The organism is Metabacillus sp. KH_069 (assembly GCF_057838075.1).
This window is the reverse complement of sequence record NZ_JBYQOB010000002.1, coordinates 34,313-48,124: the sequence shown is the minus strand read 5'-3', so window position 1 is coordinate 48,124 and position 13,812 is coordinate 34,313. Positions and strand designations below refer to the sequence as shown.

The following is a 13,812-nucleotide window of genomic DNA, read 5'->3' as shown; positions in this document are numbered from 1 at the left end:
TAAAGCTATCAAATCACCTTATTACCGCTTATAGTAATAAAAAATTAATATATTTTAACAATTAGGAATAAACAGCTAGCTATTCAATAGTAACCTACTACAATAGCTTATACCGGTCTGACTATTTGTATTGTAATGAAGGTGTTTTTAGAGTCTTCTTATGCTAGAAGTCATTATATCACCATATTTCGGCAAAAAATGACATAATAATATTACAAAATTATTTCAATGTCGCTAATTGTATAAACAGACCATCTTCTTCCTGATAGAGGTTATTGATCGATTTCATGAACTATAGAAGGTTGCATTCTTTCATGAAATACAAGTTAAACCATTATCTTAGATTGTCGGTGAATTTAGAAAAGTAAAAGCAACCAAAAACTCAAAAGAACTCCAATCTATTTATATCTTTTTAAGATGTTATAAACTTGAAGTATATTCATTGTTTATTCACATTTTAAAGGTATGATATTTATGTATTGAGAGGAAAGGGGAATTTGATATTGAAGAAATTAAAAAGTAAAGATACTTTTTTCATTATTATTGGAGCAGTTATCATAGCTCTCTTTATAGTTCTCTTTTTTACAACTCCCGAAGGCAATGTTCTTGGTATCAAATAAACAATATTCGAATGTGCCTTTAAAATAAAAAACTATATAAAAGGTAAAAATAGAGGATCTAATTATGAAGAAAGAAGTTGATCTAATATGAATTGGTTTTTGTACTTAATAGCAAGAAAACCCTTTTTGTTCTTAATCTTCACTGTAAACTTACTTGGAACAATCTATGGTTACTATTGGTATCGATATCAATTATATGACACACCTGCCAAATTTTTAGCTTTTGTTCCTGATAGCCCAACTGCTAGTTTGTTTTTTACAATTGTATTGATAGGATTTTTATTTAAAAAGAACTTACCTCTGTTTGAAGCCTTGGCGATCGTGTGTCTTTTTAAATATGGGATGTGGGCAGTGGTCATGAATTTGCTTGTTTTAAAGGAAACAGGAGTTCTTGATCCCGTCGGCTACATGTTAATCTTGTCTCATCTCGGTATGGCTATTCAAGGACTTTTATATGCTCCTTATTACCGCTTTAAAGCATGGCATTTAATCGTTGCTGCGTTGTGGACCGTACATAATGAAATGATTGATTATGTGTTTGGAATGATGCCGCGGTATAGTGTCCTGATGGATTATTTGCCCCAAATAGGTTATTTCACATTTTGGTTAAGCGTGGCTTCGATTTTAATCGCTTACTATTTAGTCAACAGTAAAAAATCTATTAAATTAAACGTATTTTAATAAAATGGACTTTCTTTCATAATAAAACGTTAAGTTAGGAACCAAATCGGTTGATATTAGGTTAGAGGAATATATACTTTAGCGTTCTAATATTGGGTGATTTAGAACTTCTCCATATAAAATAGAAGGAATGATGATAGGTACAAATATTAAATTAGATGGTAAAGCAAAAAAATGGATTGAATCAAAAGGAAAACCTATAACTGTAAAAACAATTCAAGTAAAAGGTTGTTGCACAGTTGGTTCACAGGAACTGCATACTATAACAGGAAAGCCAAAGGACTTGGATCGCTAACGAGTATAATGTAGATAATGTCTATATATATATACAAAAAAATATAAAGGTAAAGGTTAAGTTAGTCATAAAGCTGTCTGGGCTTGGTTTTTTCAAGTTTATTACAGCAAAAGGAGGTTCATTTTAATAGTTACCATAAGAAAAGCTTAAAGATATGGTTCTATTCCTCCATACTCTTATTAAAGTAGGAAATTAAAGTTTAGATACCCATCAACCGTTATTCGGAAAGGACAACAAATTGTCTATTTCGTATGTATATTTATGATCTCGGATATTGCTGAACACTAAGCAATAGTGGGATAGACTGTTTGGGAACAATTTCAAACAAAATTATTAAAAAGATAATAGTAAGTTTAATATGGATTAGTACCTGTTAATCGTTACATCCCAACACCAGATTCCTACAGCTCTCGTATGTGAACTCATTTATTCTAAAAAGTGAGTGTAACAAGAAAACAATGAAGAGAACCTTTGTTTTAAAGACTAAAATAAATCAAGTATTGTCAATTATTAAAATGACTCCTCATTCATTTCTTCATTTTCAATCACAAAAAAAGCGAACTCTTCATTCGAAAATGAAGAGTCCTTCACTCAATAATTAAGTGACTTGTTTTAGTGAATCATTTAGATTATTTACTTTGGATTCCCTTTCCTTTCTGAACAATAGTTTCCCACTTCTCACCAAGATTCCGAGTTAAAAAAATGTTGTTATTTGAGGTTGAAACTGAAATTTCATTTACCTTTTCAGGGTTACTCGCAATAAAAGTAATAAATTCATCTTTGTTTAATTTAGGCAAAGGCAACTCTTCTTTCACATTTGAGTTTAAATCAACTACGGAAATCTTGGCTTTATTCTTCTCAATCGAACCAACTAGAAGTTTATCATTAAAAGTAAATGCTGTAGATGAAACTGGCTCGCCCTTTATTACATTTTCAAAACGATTACCACTATCTTTTGATATATAGGCTCCTTCATCTGTTCCCATGACGACCATTTTGCTGTCAGTAGGGTGAACAGAAATTGTTGATGCTTGTCCGCTTAGATTTTCAACTTTGCTTTGATTCCAGTTTTGTGCCTCATCAACTGAATAATAGAGACCAGGACTTTTCATGAGTGAATTAGGTGAAGCATTAATCACATAAATTGCATCTGAAAAATATCCTGCTGCCATTCCATGAAAATCAACTTCTCCATATAACGCTAGAGGTTCTACTTTTGAACCAGAATTATCACTTTTAATAATACCAAAAGGATTTCTCAACTTACTATTAGGTGCAGGATGGCCACTACTGTAAAATCCGCTTTTGGTCATTGAAAAGCCCATATAGTCATTAGCTTCATTCTCTGACTTTTCCCAATTATTCTTTTGATATATTCTTAGTCCATCATGTGCTGGCACGACTAAACTTTCTCCGTTACTCGAATATCCTAAACCATGAATATGTTCAAACTGCACACTTTCTTTTTTGTTTAGATTTGAAAACATAAGAATGCCAGCACTTACTAGGAAGACACTTAATATTCCTATTAAAATAAATAACCGATTATTTTTTGAAGTTGTTTCTTTTTTTGTTCTTTTTCTCACATTATTTCCTCGCTTTTGGAAAAATTATTTTGACGCTTTCTACGATATATAATCATGAATATCCCGATAATTATTAAAACGAGCGAGACTACTTGTGCCATTCGTATAATATCAAATAACATTAAACTATCGGTTCTCATCCCTTCTATGAAAAATCTTCCAATCGAATAAAAAATTAAATAACTAAAGAAGATCTCCCCTTGTATTAATTTCTTTTTTCTTAGAAATATTAGAAGAGTAAAGATCAATAGATTCCAAAGAGATTCATAAAGAAAGGTAGGATGATAATATAGACCATCAATATACATTTGATTGATAATAAACTCCGGTAAATATAAGTTTTCTAAAAATGTTCTAGCAACAACACCTCCATGAGCTTCTTGGTTCATAAAGTTTCCCCATCTTCCGATTGCCTGACCTAGTATTAAGCTAGGTGCAGCGATATCTGCTAACTTAAGAAATGGAATCTTTTTTCTTTTTGCATACCAGATTGCAGCTATAGTACCTCCAATCAATGCACCATGTATTGCGATACCCCCTTGCCAGATCGCTACAATTTTTGCAGGATTTTTAAAATAATAATCCCATTCGAACAGAACGTAGTATAGTCTTGCAAAAATCAAGGCCATTGGTATCGCTATAAATATGAGATCCGTAAATGTATCTTTAGGCAAGCCTTGACGCGCCCCTTCTTTATTTGCTAACACAATTCCCAGTACTACACCTGCCATTATAATGATTCCATACCAGTATACGGTGATGGAACCCAATTGGAAAGCTACTCGATCCAATGCTGCTGCCTCGGGCATATTTAAGCTCCTCTCAAATTTAAATATCTTTTTCCTTCTATGATAATACTGAAATATGAATTTTCTGAGGAGAATATGAAGATGGTTTGTTAGTAATAAATTTTGTTCATTACTGGGTCGGTATGTGTTAGTTTCATACCTATTATTCGGGGTATATTTTTCATGAAAAAGGGGTGCTTAAATGAACTGCCCCCCAAATGTTAGACACGATCTAACATTTGGAGGTGCATTTTTTTTATGGTTAAATTTACAGAGCAGGAAAAGGTAAATGCCGTTAAGCGATATCTTAATGGCACAGAAGGGCACAAAGCGATCGCAATATCCATAGGAGTAGCTCACGGGGTTTTTCATAGGTGGATCCAGCAGTATCAATATAACGGAGAAAAGGCGTTTAAAAAACGATATACAACCTATTCTTTGGACGATAAATTAATGGTACTTACCTATATGAACGAACACGGGACGTCCCTCGGTGAGACAGCTGCGATCTTTGAAGAAAAAGGACATCATTCAAAGCATGTCTCGTAAAGGGAACTGTTATGACAATGTGGTCATTGAAAATTTCTTTGGCATTCTAAAATCAGAATTCTTTAATTACCAAGACTTCAAAAATGTGGAACATTTCAAAGAAGAACTAAGGGAATACATCCATTACTATAACCACAAACGAATTAAGACAAAATTAAAAGGCAAGAGCCCGGTACAATACCGTACTCTTGCCCATCAAGTAGCTTAACGAAATTTTGTGTCTAACTTTTAGGGGTCACTTCAAAAAAGCACTCTCATTTTTTATTTATTCAACATCATAGCCTTGGTCATCAATTGTTTCTTTAATTTTATCTAAAGAAATTTTTTCCGGGTTAAAAGCAACATCCACTTTTCCATCTTCTAAATGTACCTTTACTTCACTAACACCTTCAAGTTTCCCTACACTGCCTTCTACAGATTTTACACAGTGTCCGCAGGACATTCCGCTTACATTCAATTTTACGTTTTCCATTTTTCACTTCTCCTTTTATTTTTTCATTAGTTTTTGTATCGTTACGACAAACTCATCAAGAACTTCCATATCGCCCTCATTGATCCGATCAACTACACAGCCCTTTAAATGGCCTTCAAGCAGAATTTTTGCACCACTGTTAAGAGCTGCTTGAGTCGCTGCTATTTGTGTAATAACATCATCACAATAAGTATCTTTTTCTATAAGACCTTTAATACCCCTGATTTGCCCTTCAACACGATTTAAACGGGTTACTAAGTTTTTCTTTACTGCATCTGAGTGATGACTTTTTCGGGAAGAAGTATTACAGCAGACATCCTCAAAAGAAAGATCAATTTCCCCTGCGCCCTTTTCCATTGACATCCCACCTCAAAAAGAATATACAATACCCCTATACCCTATGTAAAGTTATTTTCATTTGATTTCTTACCCATTTTTTATCTTTTAGTAATTACTCGCCTTTACTACCCTTCCCTTTCTCAGAAATCATTTCCCACTTTCCCCTAGATTTTTAAATAATTTTGTTATCGCTCTTGGCAAATACAATTTTTTCATTTTGCCTAGGAGTATTATCAATGTATGTAATAAATTCTTTTCAATTTAGGCATTTCTATTAGGTTCATATCGCTGGTCTTTAAATCTAGAATAGAAATTTCCGCTTTTGAATTAATCACAGAATTAATGACAAAGATTGAATTGAGAATTATTTTATAACCTACAGACTTCCATGAAAATCTACAGGATCTATTAACTGCCAGACATCAGACTACTCCACTCAATAGAAATTCTTTTATTTTTTTATCGTAATGTTCAATATGAATTTTTTTAGAAGTAGAGGGAAAATAAAGTAATTTATTCCCCCCCCCCTCTCACAACACCGTACGTACGGTTCGCGTATACGGCGTTTCAATTTATATTACAGTGTGTACTTTTAGATAATGTTCTAAAGCAGAGGGAAGTCCCCTCTGCTTTAGTCTTTTATTTGAGATGGCTCTGTGGACAACTTTCGATAATCCTATATACCGATAACCTTTTCGACAATAGGTTAATCCTTTCGCTTCTTCCTCCGGAATCCCAAGCTGAATGAGCGATTTGATTTGTTTCTTAGGTACTTTCCATTGTTTCCAGATGATTTCCCTAATTCTGGAGCGAAGCTTCATATCTATTCGCTCCGTTGCTTTTTTCATGTTTCCTATCCTGAAGTAGTTTACCCACCCGAAAATGACTTGTCTCAGTTTCAATATTAGATAGTCTAGAGGGACACCCCAGTTTCGATTTGTCAGTTTTCGAAGTTTCCTTTGGAATTTCTGAATGGAACTTAGGTGGGATTTTACTTGGTACCTTTGGTTGTTAACATCGTAATAGTAGCCGAATCCTAAAAATTTTAATTCTTTTGGCCGTGAGATTTTACTCTTCTCTGCGTTAACGATTAATCCTAGTTTATCTTCTATAAATCTCACGATTGTTTTCATAACTCTGCTCGCTGCTTTCTCACTCTTTACAAAGATGAGAGCGTCATCAGCGTATCTCACGAACCGTAGTCCTCTTTTCTCTAGTTCCTTATCGAGTTCATTTAACATAATATTACTCAATAATGGACTAAGGTTACCTCCTTGCGGAGTCCCAACTGGTGTTTCTTCATATTTTCCATTCACCATAACGCCACTGACTAAGTATTTCCTGATTAGCGAGATGACATCACCATCATCTATTGTATTAGCAATAATTAGCATGAGCTTATCGTGGTTAACTGTATCGAAGAATCTTTCAAGGTCAATGTCTACTACCCAATCGTGTTCATCATTCAGGAATTCCAAGCTTTTAATTATAGCCATCTCACAACTTCTTTTTGGTCTAAAGCCGTAACTAAATTCATTGAATTGCTTTTCAAATATCGGACTGAGAACTTGATGAATGGCTTGTTGAACTACTCTATCCACTACTGTTGGTATTCCCAACTTGCGCATCTTGCCATTTTCTTTTGGGATTTCCACTCTTAAGGCAGCTTGTGGTTGGTATTTTCTTGTTCTAATGCGCTGACGTAGCTCATCCTTGTTCTCTTTCAAGTATTGCTTTAATTCGTCGACTGTTACTCCATCGACCCCACTTGCACCTTTATTTTTATAGACACGCAAGTAGGCTTCGTTCATATTTTGGTTACTTAGAATCTGTTCTAAAAGTTCCACACTCGTTTCTCCTTCCCTCTCACGTAGTAAGTAATAGCTCCATTTTGGTTAGCCTTTGAGATACGCTCATACTTTCACCATTAATACATTCGGAGTACGTCACTTACGCATTCGTGGTGTTGAAACACTATAAATTGTTCAGCCCTTCATGAATTAATCTCACTACTATGGCTTTGCTGACTTCTTGCGACTAACCTTTTTCGACTGTACTTCCGTACATCCGCAAGACCTCCCAGGGTAAGACAACTATCTTTCCTCTTTTACCCGACAAAGTTACGCACATCTTTTGGACTTTGACTTGTTGTGGAGCCTTATCCCTTTGAAGAGCCTTGGTATCAGATTTCTGTTTGTCGAGCCAATATTTTATTCCACGCTTCCTCCAGCCCTTACCTCGCAATAAGTACCTTGCGCTTCCTTAGTGGTTGGTCGATGTGTACCCCCACAGTGGACTTTCACCACCTAGATAGTTGCCATGCCTGGCACACACAAAAAAAGCATTCAATTAAGAATGCTTTTTTCATTTAAGTTTTCTTTGTATCCTTCACTGTGCAATTTAAAATAGTTAGATTTTTTCCATATTAAAAGTAAATCATTTCTACCTTTTATCTAAGTTCTTCTTTTTCTGTTCATATTCTTCTTCGCTTATTTCACCTTTGACAAATCGCTCTTTTAGTAACATCAACGGATTATCCACCACTTTATTGTTTCTCATTAGTAATCGAATAACTAAGTATGTTGTCACTCCAATTATGACAATGAAGAAAATAAGGCCTATAAACATCATAAAACACATCATCATCATTGATGAATCACCCATCATTGACGTACTATCCATCATTTCATTCATCTTTTAATCATTCCTTTACTAGTGTTATATAAGTAGTATAAAGAAGAAATGTGGTGAAACCTTGGAGGAAACAAAAAATAAATCATCAAACAATTCTATTTTAGCTTTTAACAATTTGGCGTAATCGCTACAATTATTGTACTTAAAGACACTAAAACCGTACCTACAGCAGAATCAACACTACTCTGAATTTATGAAAAACGCCTGCTGCCAGGGGAATCGTTAGGATATTAACACCCGCGGGCCACCACAAATTTCGGACCATTTTTCGATATGTTTTTTTTGAGAGTGTAATAATTTCTTCTACATCCCTTGGAGCACTATTAACCAAAATAACATCTGCCGTATCAAATGCAGCAACTTTCCCAGTATCTACAGCTATCCCTAAATCTGCATTTGCTAATGCTAGCTCCTTTGTTCTCCTACTATTGTTTTATCCCCGATAGCTGCCTCTAAACCTGAAACCCGAATGATATTTTTTACTTTTTTTCAAACTACACACTTTCTACAAATTTAGAGGATAGATTATGTGTGAGGTAATGTTTTAATAGTTTAATTTCTAGAGGTGAAAAAAATGTGTGGTTTTGTTAGTGTGTTGTCCGATGTAAAACAAGACAATTTATATAAAAATCCAAATTTTGAGGATATGAATAATCTTATATATCATCGTGGACCTGATGATTCAGGTTATTATTATGACAATTTTATTCAACTGGGTTTCAGAAGACTTAGTATTATCGACTTGGAAGCTGGTCATCAGCCGTTATCCTACGAAAATGGCCGATACTGGATTGTCTTTAATGGAGAAATTTATAATTTTTTGGAATTAAAAAAAGAATTAATAGGTGAAGGTTTTCAGTTTCAAACACAATCTGACACAGAAGTTCTTTTGGCGTTATATAGTTCTAGAAAGGAAAAAATGCTTGATCATTTAAGAGGAATGTTTTCCTTTTTAATATGGGACCGTCAATTTAACCATCTTTTTGGCGCAAGAGACCCTTTTGGCATCAAACCGTTTTATTATCTGGAATTATCAAATAAAACAATATTTGCATCTGAGAGAAAAAGCATTCAATTGGATTACAAAGATACGCAGATTAGTGAAGAGTCATTACAGCATTACTTAACTTTTCAATATGTACCTGAACCATCAACAATGTCGCTCGATATAAAAAAGCTACAGCCTGGTCATTACTTTATAAAAAAACCAGGAAAACCTATTCTTGAGAAGAAATATTGGGAGCCAAGATTTCATCCCATTCAATCTTCAGAAAAAACATTAGAAAAGGAACTGCAATCCGTTCTGATGGACTCCGTCAAAATACACATGAGAAGTGATGTTCCCGTCGGTTCATTTTTATCTGGTGGGATCGATTCAAGTTTTATTGTTTCCTTAGCAAAAAAAATCAATCCTGCTATTAAAACCTTTTCTGTTGGATTTGAAGATGAAGGCTATAGTGAGATTGATGTGGCGAAACAAACTGCAGAAGCTTTAAATGTAGAAAACATAGATTACCTTATAAAACCTGAAGAATTTATAAACGAGCTGCCTAAAATTATCTGGCATCTTGATGATCCATTAGCCGATCCTGCAGCTGTTCCCTTGTACTTCGTTGCCCGGGAAGCTAAAAAACATGTGAAAGTAGTTCTTTCTGGAGAGGGAGCTGATGAACTATTTGGAGGATATAATATCTATAGAGAGCCAAAAGATTTACAGGGCTTTAATATAATTCCCGCCTCCATGAAGAGAGCTTTAAATTATCTAGTTAAAACTGTCCCCGAGGGTGTTAGGGGCAAAAGCCTGATTGAAAGAGGCTGTACTCCTCTTGAAGACCGATATATTGGCAATGCTAAAATATTCAAAGAGGCAGAGAAAAAAGGAATCTTAAAAACGTTTAGTTCTGATATAGATTTTAAGGATATCACCGCCCCTATTTACAATTGTATACATGATTATGATAAAGTGATGAAAATGCAACAGGTTGATATTATGACATGGCTAAGAGGTGATATTCTTCTTAAAGCAGATAAGATGACCATGGCCCATTCATTAGAACTGAGAGTTCCTTTTCTAGATCGCAAGGTCTTCGAAACGGCTGCAAAAATTCCTACAGACTTAAAAATAGCTGGTGGGACAACAAAATATATTTTACGAAAAGCAGCTGAGGGAATTGTACCTCCTCATATATTAGACCGAAAAAAACTTGGTTTTCCTGTTCCTATTAGAAAATGGTTTAAGGCTGAACTACATGATTGGACTGTAGAAAAAATCACACAAAGTAACATCGATCATATCCTAAATAAAAGCGAAATATTAAATCTTTTGCATCAGCATTGTTCTGGTTTCAAAGATAACAGCAGAAAGCTTTGGACAATCCTTGTTTTTATTATTTGGCACGAAGTATTTATTGAAAACAAGTATGAATTTTACAAGAATCAAGATCCAAAAGTGGAAACTCTAGTACAAGTATAGAATGATGCAGAAAAAGACGCTGTTACTTTATAACAGCGCTTTTTTTTAGGTCATAACAAATAAGATTTTAATATTCTTTCGTCCAATAATATTGACTAACAGCATAGCCTAATGCATCAGCGGACCGATATAATTCTTCAATGTTATTCTCTACCCCACCAATCTCGATAATTACACTATTTGGCGACAAGTCTTGATTATAAACACCATTACCTTGACTCTTATCTTTAATTATAATTCCTTTGGACAATCCGGGATAACTGTCCTCCAGAAAAGCATTAATATCTTTGGTAAATGCTAGATTTGATTCAAAATTCTCATGCCCACTTCCAACAACAAAAAGAATCTTGGCAAACTGATTTCCTTTAATGAATGTAGTTGTATATTCTTTTGGCAAAGAGTCACGGTGTATATCAAGATATATATCTAAATCTTTATTTGTTTTTTTCTCATTAAGAATCATCTCTCTTATAACTGAATAAGAACTGTTATAACTTAGGCCTTGTTCATGAAGCAGTGGAATGATATCCGCAGTACTCACTAAACTTCCAATGCCATTCACTTTTAAACTCTTATTCAACCGTTCACCTACAATGCTCACATTAAATTTAGAATGGTACGCCATCTCCGGTGATGTACCTTTACTGAAATAAGGTAAAAATGATTCCCTATTATGCGAAAAGTAAATATAGACCACTTTTCTTCCATATGTACTATGATGTTGATCCTGATAAATCTGAGGTTCCTGTATGTTAAAAGAGGGCTCTTTTATTTTATTAAAATCCAGTTTCTGATCTATTTGCAAAGCTTCTTTTCTAGGCATTAACTCTTCATTGGTTACGATATTCTCTTTTGCAGAAGGAACATTTTTTATGGCACTTGGTTTATCTACAGTTTTATCCATGTTCTTTTCAGGTTGAAAAATGGATTCTTTAGGATCTTTAACTAATAGAAAAATAATAGCTGCCACAGTTATCAAAAACAACACGATACTTAAAGCTAATAGTACTTTTATATTTTTTAAACTCATCTTATTTGGACTCCTCGAATTTTTAAAGAATTCCCTTACACGTTATATACTTTATATCGGTGACCTTAATAAGATGTTTATTTTTAATTAATCATATTGGTAGAACTGCACTAGATCAGTTTTTTAATATCTCTTTTTTTAACACTTTTAATGCTCTTGAGAGGGTTAATTTCACTTTGTTTTCTGACCAGCCTAATATATTTGATACTTCTTTTATTGAATATCCCATTATCTTTCTAAGAATAATGACTTTTTTATATGTATCTTTCAATTTCTCAATTGCTTGATATAACTCAAATGAATTTTCTCTTGCTTCGACTATGATTTCAGTTGATTTTATATACTCTTTTTCATATTTATCATTGATTTGAATGGAGGTAAAAAATTTTTTTGTTTTCTAATATAATCAATCGAAATATTTCTCGCTATCTTATATAACCATGTATTTATACTAGACTGGTGGTTGAAATAATCATAGGATATAAATGCCTTCATAAACGTCTCTTGGGTTAAATCCTCGGCTCTGTGATAATCCCTAATCATCCTTTCTATGAAATGAAAAATTGAATCACTGTACATAATATACAAAGCTCTGACCGCGAGACCTTTTTCAGTATCATTATTCATTTTTTTCATTCCTTTTCATCAAAAGAGATTTTGATAAAACCTACTTTGTAATGGTTTTTACAGAAATGGCTTGTTTCCCCATCTGTTCCCAAGCAGTGATGAATTCTTGCTTGTTGACTTTCAAATTTTTCTTAATACTCAATGGATCATTAACATAAACATTTTCTGCATCAATTCCTGTAATAAGTACAGAATGTTCTTTATACGTAATTTTTATGGGTCCCGATTCTGTTTCCCATGTTTGAAACTGGTTTTCATTTAAAGGTTTAAGCGTTGTATTGATAATAACCCACACTGTTTTTCCATTAATTATCCTATCGGAAATTTCAGTAAATTCACTTCCTGTTAAGTTCTCCATTTTTCCTGGTAGATACTGTTCGGCCAAATCGAATATGGGCTGATGATAAACTCCATAACCCGGGTTAGAATAAGAGTACATATCTCCAACAAAACCTACATTTGGGTTTCCAAAAAATATTCTTCCATCTTTATAGCTCCTTTTGGTAGGATCCTTCTTTACCTGTTCAGCGAGTGTCATCTTATCAATTTTTATCCCCTCGGCTTGAAGGAGCATAGCTAGACTTGTAACTTCACATCCTCTAGGTAATTCAGGCAGCTGAGAAATAAGTGGGGCGTCTAAATATCTGTTTTTGTTTTCTTTAATCTCAGGAAAGAGAGTAATGGAACTGCTGCTCACCTTGGTTATCTCTTTCCTTTCTTCCTTAAACAGAGCCATAACTTTTTCTTTATGTAAGTCATAATTTAGTAGGACAAGTGCTAAAAATAACATGAATGATAAGACGCAATATGTAAATAACAAATTTTTCATTTTTTGTTTTTTTCTTGTTAAATAAAGAAACCCAATAATAATATTTAAAACTCCAGCTAGTACTAAAAAATATACTTCCATCTTTGGCTCCTTAAAAATAGATAATTATATCACTAATACCTATTAGGATAAGTAAGATTCCTGTTATCTTTTGGACGATTAAACCAATCTTTCTGCTTTTTTTCATAATCTTTTTATCAAGTTCTAAAAACCAAATGATAAAGATGATAAGAAAAATAGGAACCGTTGTGCCGAAGGCAAAGATACTAGGCAATAGGAAACCGTATGGAGCCGATAATGCCATAGGCATTAGCGTTACAAAAAATAATACGAACATTGTTGGACAAAATCCTAGAGAGAAGCTAACTCCCATTAAGAAGGAGCCCATTTTCCCTTTTATTAATCTTTCTGGAATCTTTCCAATTATAATGGATTTTCTAATCTTTAATACGTTTAATAAGACGAGTCCTACTACAATAAGCAATGGGCCGATAAGCTTCCTTGCCCAAGGAAAAAGCATCGTTAAGTTTTGTTCCATTTCTTGTCCAACAAGCCAAACCAATAAACCTAATAAGCTAAATACAATGATTTTTCCTAATAGAAATAGAAAAAGCTGGTCCCAAGTAACCCCTTTTTTTGCAGAATGATTTCCGTAAATGATTAAAGCGCTGGAGTTTGCAGTTAATTGACACGGAGCAAGCGAACCGACAATTCCAAGAATTAATGCGGCTGTAATTGTGAAATGTTCAAAACTATAATACAGATTCATAAACGGCTGCATTAAGTAATTGCTAAATTGATTAATGTAGGTATACATTCTCCTCAATTC

At 33.8% G+C, this 13,812-nt stretch carries 16 protein-coding genes and 2 pseudogenes; 6 read left to right on the top strand and 12 right to left on the bottom strand.

Going from position 1 to position 13,812, the window contains the following annotated elements; genetic code table 11:
• The first annotated feature begins 707 nt into the window (after window positions 1-707).
• From lhaT to AC3ISE_RS22405, 3 genes are all read left to right on the top strand, one after another.
• A complete protein-coding gene (gene lhaT, locus AC3ISE_RS22415; RefSeq protein ID WP_191567659.1) occupies window positions 708-1,301 on the top strand; it encodes a lipoprotein heptaprenylglyceryl N-acetyltransferase LhaT in 594 nt (197 codons plus the stop codon).
• 130 nt (window positions 1,302-1,431) lie between these two features.
• Window positions 1,432-1,596 (top strand): hypothetical protein, encoded by a 165-nt coding sequence (locus AC3ISE_RS22410; RefSeq protein ID WP_489224520.1) that lies wholly within the window; start codon window positions 1,432-1,434, stop codon window positions 1,594-1,596.
• Window positions 1,589-1,723, top strand: coding sequence for a hypothetical protein (locus tag AC3ISE_RS22405; RefSeq protein WP_489224548.1), 135 nt, complete (start codon window positions 1,589-1,591; stop codon window positions 1,721-1,723). The genes AC3ISE_RS22410 and AC3ISE_RS22405 overlap by 8 nt, the downstream gene beginning before the upstream one ends.
• Before the next feature lie 502 nt (window positions 1,724-2,225).
• Here AC3ISE_RS22405 and AC3ISE_RS22400 read toward each other — a convergent pair.
• Complete coding sequence (locus AC3ISE_RS22400; protein ID WP_489224519.1) at window positions 2,226-3,182, bottom strand: F510_1955 family glycosylhydrolase; 957 nt, start codon at window positions 3,180-3,182, stop codon at window positions 2,226-2,228.
• Window positions 3,179-3,991, bottom strand: a complete 813-nt coding sequence (lgt, locus tag AC3ISE_RS22395) for a prolipoprotein diacylglyceryl transferase (protein WP_489224518.1) — start codon at window positions 3,989-3,991, stop codon at window positions 3,179-3,181. The genes AC3ISE_RS22400 and lgt overlap by 4 nt, the downstream gene beginning before the upstream one ends.
• A 237-nt stretch (window positions 3,992-4,228) precedes the next feature.
• Here lgt and AC3ISE_RS22390 point away from each other — a divergent pair, with 237 nt between their 5' ends.
• Together AC3ISE_RS22390 and AC3ISE_RS22385 are read left to right on the top strand one after the other, a co-directional pair.
• Window positions 4,229-4,519 (top strand): transposase, encoded by a 291-nt coding sequence (locus AC3ISE_RS22390; RefSeq protein ID WP_489224517.1) that lies wholly within the window; start codon window positions 4,229-4,231, stop codon window positions 4,517-4,519.
• Window positions 4,479-4,727, top strand: a pseudogene (locus AC3ISE_RS22385) (IS3 family transposase); the annotation flags it as partial. The gene AC3ISE_RS22390 and the pseudogene AC3ISE_RS22385, both read left to right, overlap by 41 nt.
• A 57-nt stretch (window positions 4,728-4,784) precedes the next feature.
• Here AC3ISE_RS22385 and copZ read toward each other — a convergent pair.
• The 5 genes and pseudogenes from copZ to AC3ISE_RS22360 form a co-directional block, all read right to left on the bottom strand.
• The gene (gene copZ, locus AC3ISE_RS22380) at window positions 4,785-4,991 is read right to left on the bottom strand and encodes a copper chaperone CopZ (protein ID WP_191567663.1); all 207 of its coding nucleotides are present in this window, start codon (window positions 4,989-4,991) and stop codon (window positions 4,785-4,787) included.
• 15 nt (window positions 4,992-5,006) lie between these two features.
• Window positions 5,007-5,348, bottom strand: coding sequence for a metal-sensitive transcriptional regulator (locus AC3ISE_RS22375; protein ID WP_489224516.1), 342 nt, complete (start codon window positions 5,346-5,348; stop codon window positions 5,007-5,009).
• A gap of 554 nt (window positions 5,349-5,902) precedes the next feature.
• Window positions 5,903-7,177 carry a group II intron reverse transcriptase/maturase gene (gene ltrA, locus AC3ISE_RS22370; protein ID WP_489224515.1) on the bottom strand — a complete coding sequence of 425 codons (1,275 nt, stop codon included), beginning with the start codon at window positions 7,175-7,177 and terminating at the stop codon, window positions 5,903-5,905.
• A 595-nt stretch (window positions 7,178-7,772) separates the two neighbouring features.
• Window positions 7,773-8,024: an SHOCT domain-containing protein gene (locus AC3ISE_RS22365; protein WP_489224514.1), complete on the bottom strand. Its 252-nt coding sequence runs from the start codon at window positions 8,022-8,024 to the stop codon at window positions 7,773-7,775.
• A gap of 24 nt (window positions 8,025-8,048) precedes the next feature.
• Window positions 8,049-8,430, bottom strand: a pseudogene (locus AC3ISE_RS22360) (hypothetical protein); the annotation flags it as partial.
• 168 nt (window positions 8,431-8,598) lie between these two features.
• Between AC3ISE_RS22360 and asnB the strand changes: the two are divergent.
• Window positions 8,599-10,497 (top strand): asparagine synthase (glutamine-hydrolyzing), encoded by a 1,899-nt coding sequence (gene asnB, locus AC3ISE_RS22355; protein ID WP_489224513.1) that lies wholly within the window; start codon window positions 8,599-8,601, stop codon window positions 10,495-10,497.
• A gap of 67 nt (window positions 10,498-10,564) precedes the next feature.
• On the opposite strand, the gene spoIIP is transcribed toward asnB, so the two are convergent.
• The 5 genes from spoIIP to AC3ISE_RS22330 form a co-directional block, all read right to left on the bottom strand.
• Window positions 10,565-11,527 carry a stage II sporulation protein P gene (spoIIP, locus tag AC3ISE_RS22350; protein WP_489224512.1) on the bottom strand — a complete coding sequence of 321 codons (963 nt, stop codon included), beginning with the start codon at window positions 11,525-11,527 and terminating at the stop codon, window positions 10,565-10,567.
• Between the two features lie 115 nt (window positions 11,528-11,642).
• Window positions 11,643-11,849, bottom strand: coding sequence for an RNA polymerase sigma factor (locus AC3ISE_RS22345; protein WP_489224547.1), 207 nt, complete (start codon window positions 11,847-11,849; stop codon window positions 11,643-11,645).
• Between the two features lie 14 nt (window positions 11,850-11,863).
• Entirely contained in the window at window positions 11,864-12,070 is a 207-nt protein-coding gene (locus AC3ISE_RS22340) for an RNA polymerase sigma factor (RefSeq protein ID WP_489224546.1), read from the bottom strand.
• A 124-nt stretch (window positions 12,071-12,194) separates the two neighbouring features.
• Window positions 12,195-13,064 carry a C39 family peptidase gene (locus AC3ISE_RS22335; protein WP_489224511.1) on the bottom strand — a complete coding sequence of 290 codons (870 nt, stop codon included), beginning with the start codon at window positions 13,062-13,064 and terminating at the stop codon, window positions 12,195-12,197.
• Window positions 13,065-13,074: 10 nt separating this feature from the next.
• Window positions 13,075-13,800 carry an urease accessory protein UreH domain-containing protein gene (locus AC3ISE_RS22330; protein WP_489224510.1) on the bottom strand — a complete coding sequence of 242 codons (726 nt, stop codon included), beginning with the start codon at window positions 13,798-13,800 and terminating at the stop codon, window positions 13,075-13,077.
• Window positions 13,801-13,812: the final 12 nt, after the last annotated feature.

Coding starts and splice junctions, on each gene's coding strand:
- spoIIP (WP_489224512.1), bottom strand. CDS start 11,527: ATGAGTTTAAAAAATATAAAAGTACTATTAGCTTTAAGTATCGTGTTG.
- AC3ISE_RS22330 (WP_489224510.1), bottom strand. CDS start 13,800: ATGTATACCTACATTAATCAATTTAGCAATTACTTAATGCAGCCGTTT.
- AC3ISE_RS22375 (WP_489224516.1), bottom strand. CDS start 5,348: ATGGAAAAGGGCGCAGGGGAAATTGATCTTTCTTTTGAGGATGTCTGC.
- AC3ISE_RS22390 (WP_489224517.1), top strand. CDS start 4,229: ATGGTTAAATTTACAGAGCAGGAAAAGGTAAATGCCGTTAAGCGATAT.
- asnB (WP_489224513.1), top strand. CDS start 8,599: ATGTGTGGTTTTGTTAGTGTGTTGTCCGATGTAAAACAAGACAATTTA.
- lhaT (WP_191567659.1), top strand. CDS start 708: ATGAATTGGTTTTTGTACTTAATAGCAAGAAAACCCTTTTTGTTCTTA.
- AC3ISE_RS22340 (WP_489224546.1), bottom strand. CDS start 12,070: ATGATTAGGGATTATCACAGAGCCGAGGATTTAACCCAAGAGACGTTT.
- lgt (WP_489224518.1), bottom strand. CDS start 3,991: ATGCCCGAGGCAGCAGCATTGGATCGAGTAGCTTTCCAATTGGGTTCC.
- AC3ISE_RS22410 (WP_489224520.1), top strand. CDS start 1,432: ATGATGATAGGTACAAATATTAAATTAGATGGTAAAGCAAAAAAATGG.
- copZ (WP_191567663.1), bottom strand. CDS start 4,991: ATGGAAAACGTAAAATTGAATGTAAGCGGAATGTCCTGCGGACACTGT.
- AC3ISE_RS22365 (WP_489224514.1), bottom strand. CDS start 8,024: ATGAATGAAATGATGGATAGTACGTCAATGATGGGTGATTCATCAATG.
- AC3ISE_RS22335 (WP_489224511.1), bottom strand. CDS start 13,064: ATGGAAGTATATTTTTTAGTACTAGCTGGAGTTTTAAATATTATTATT.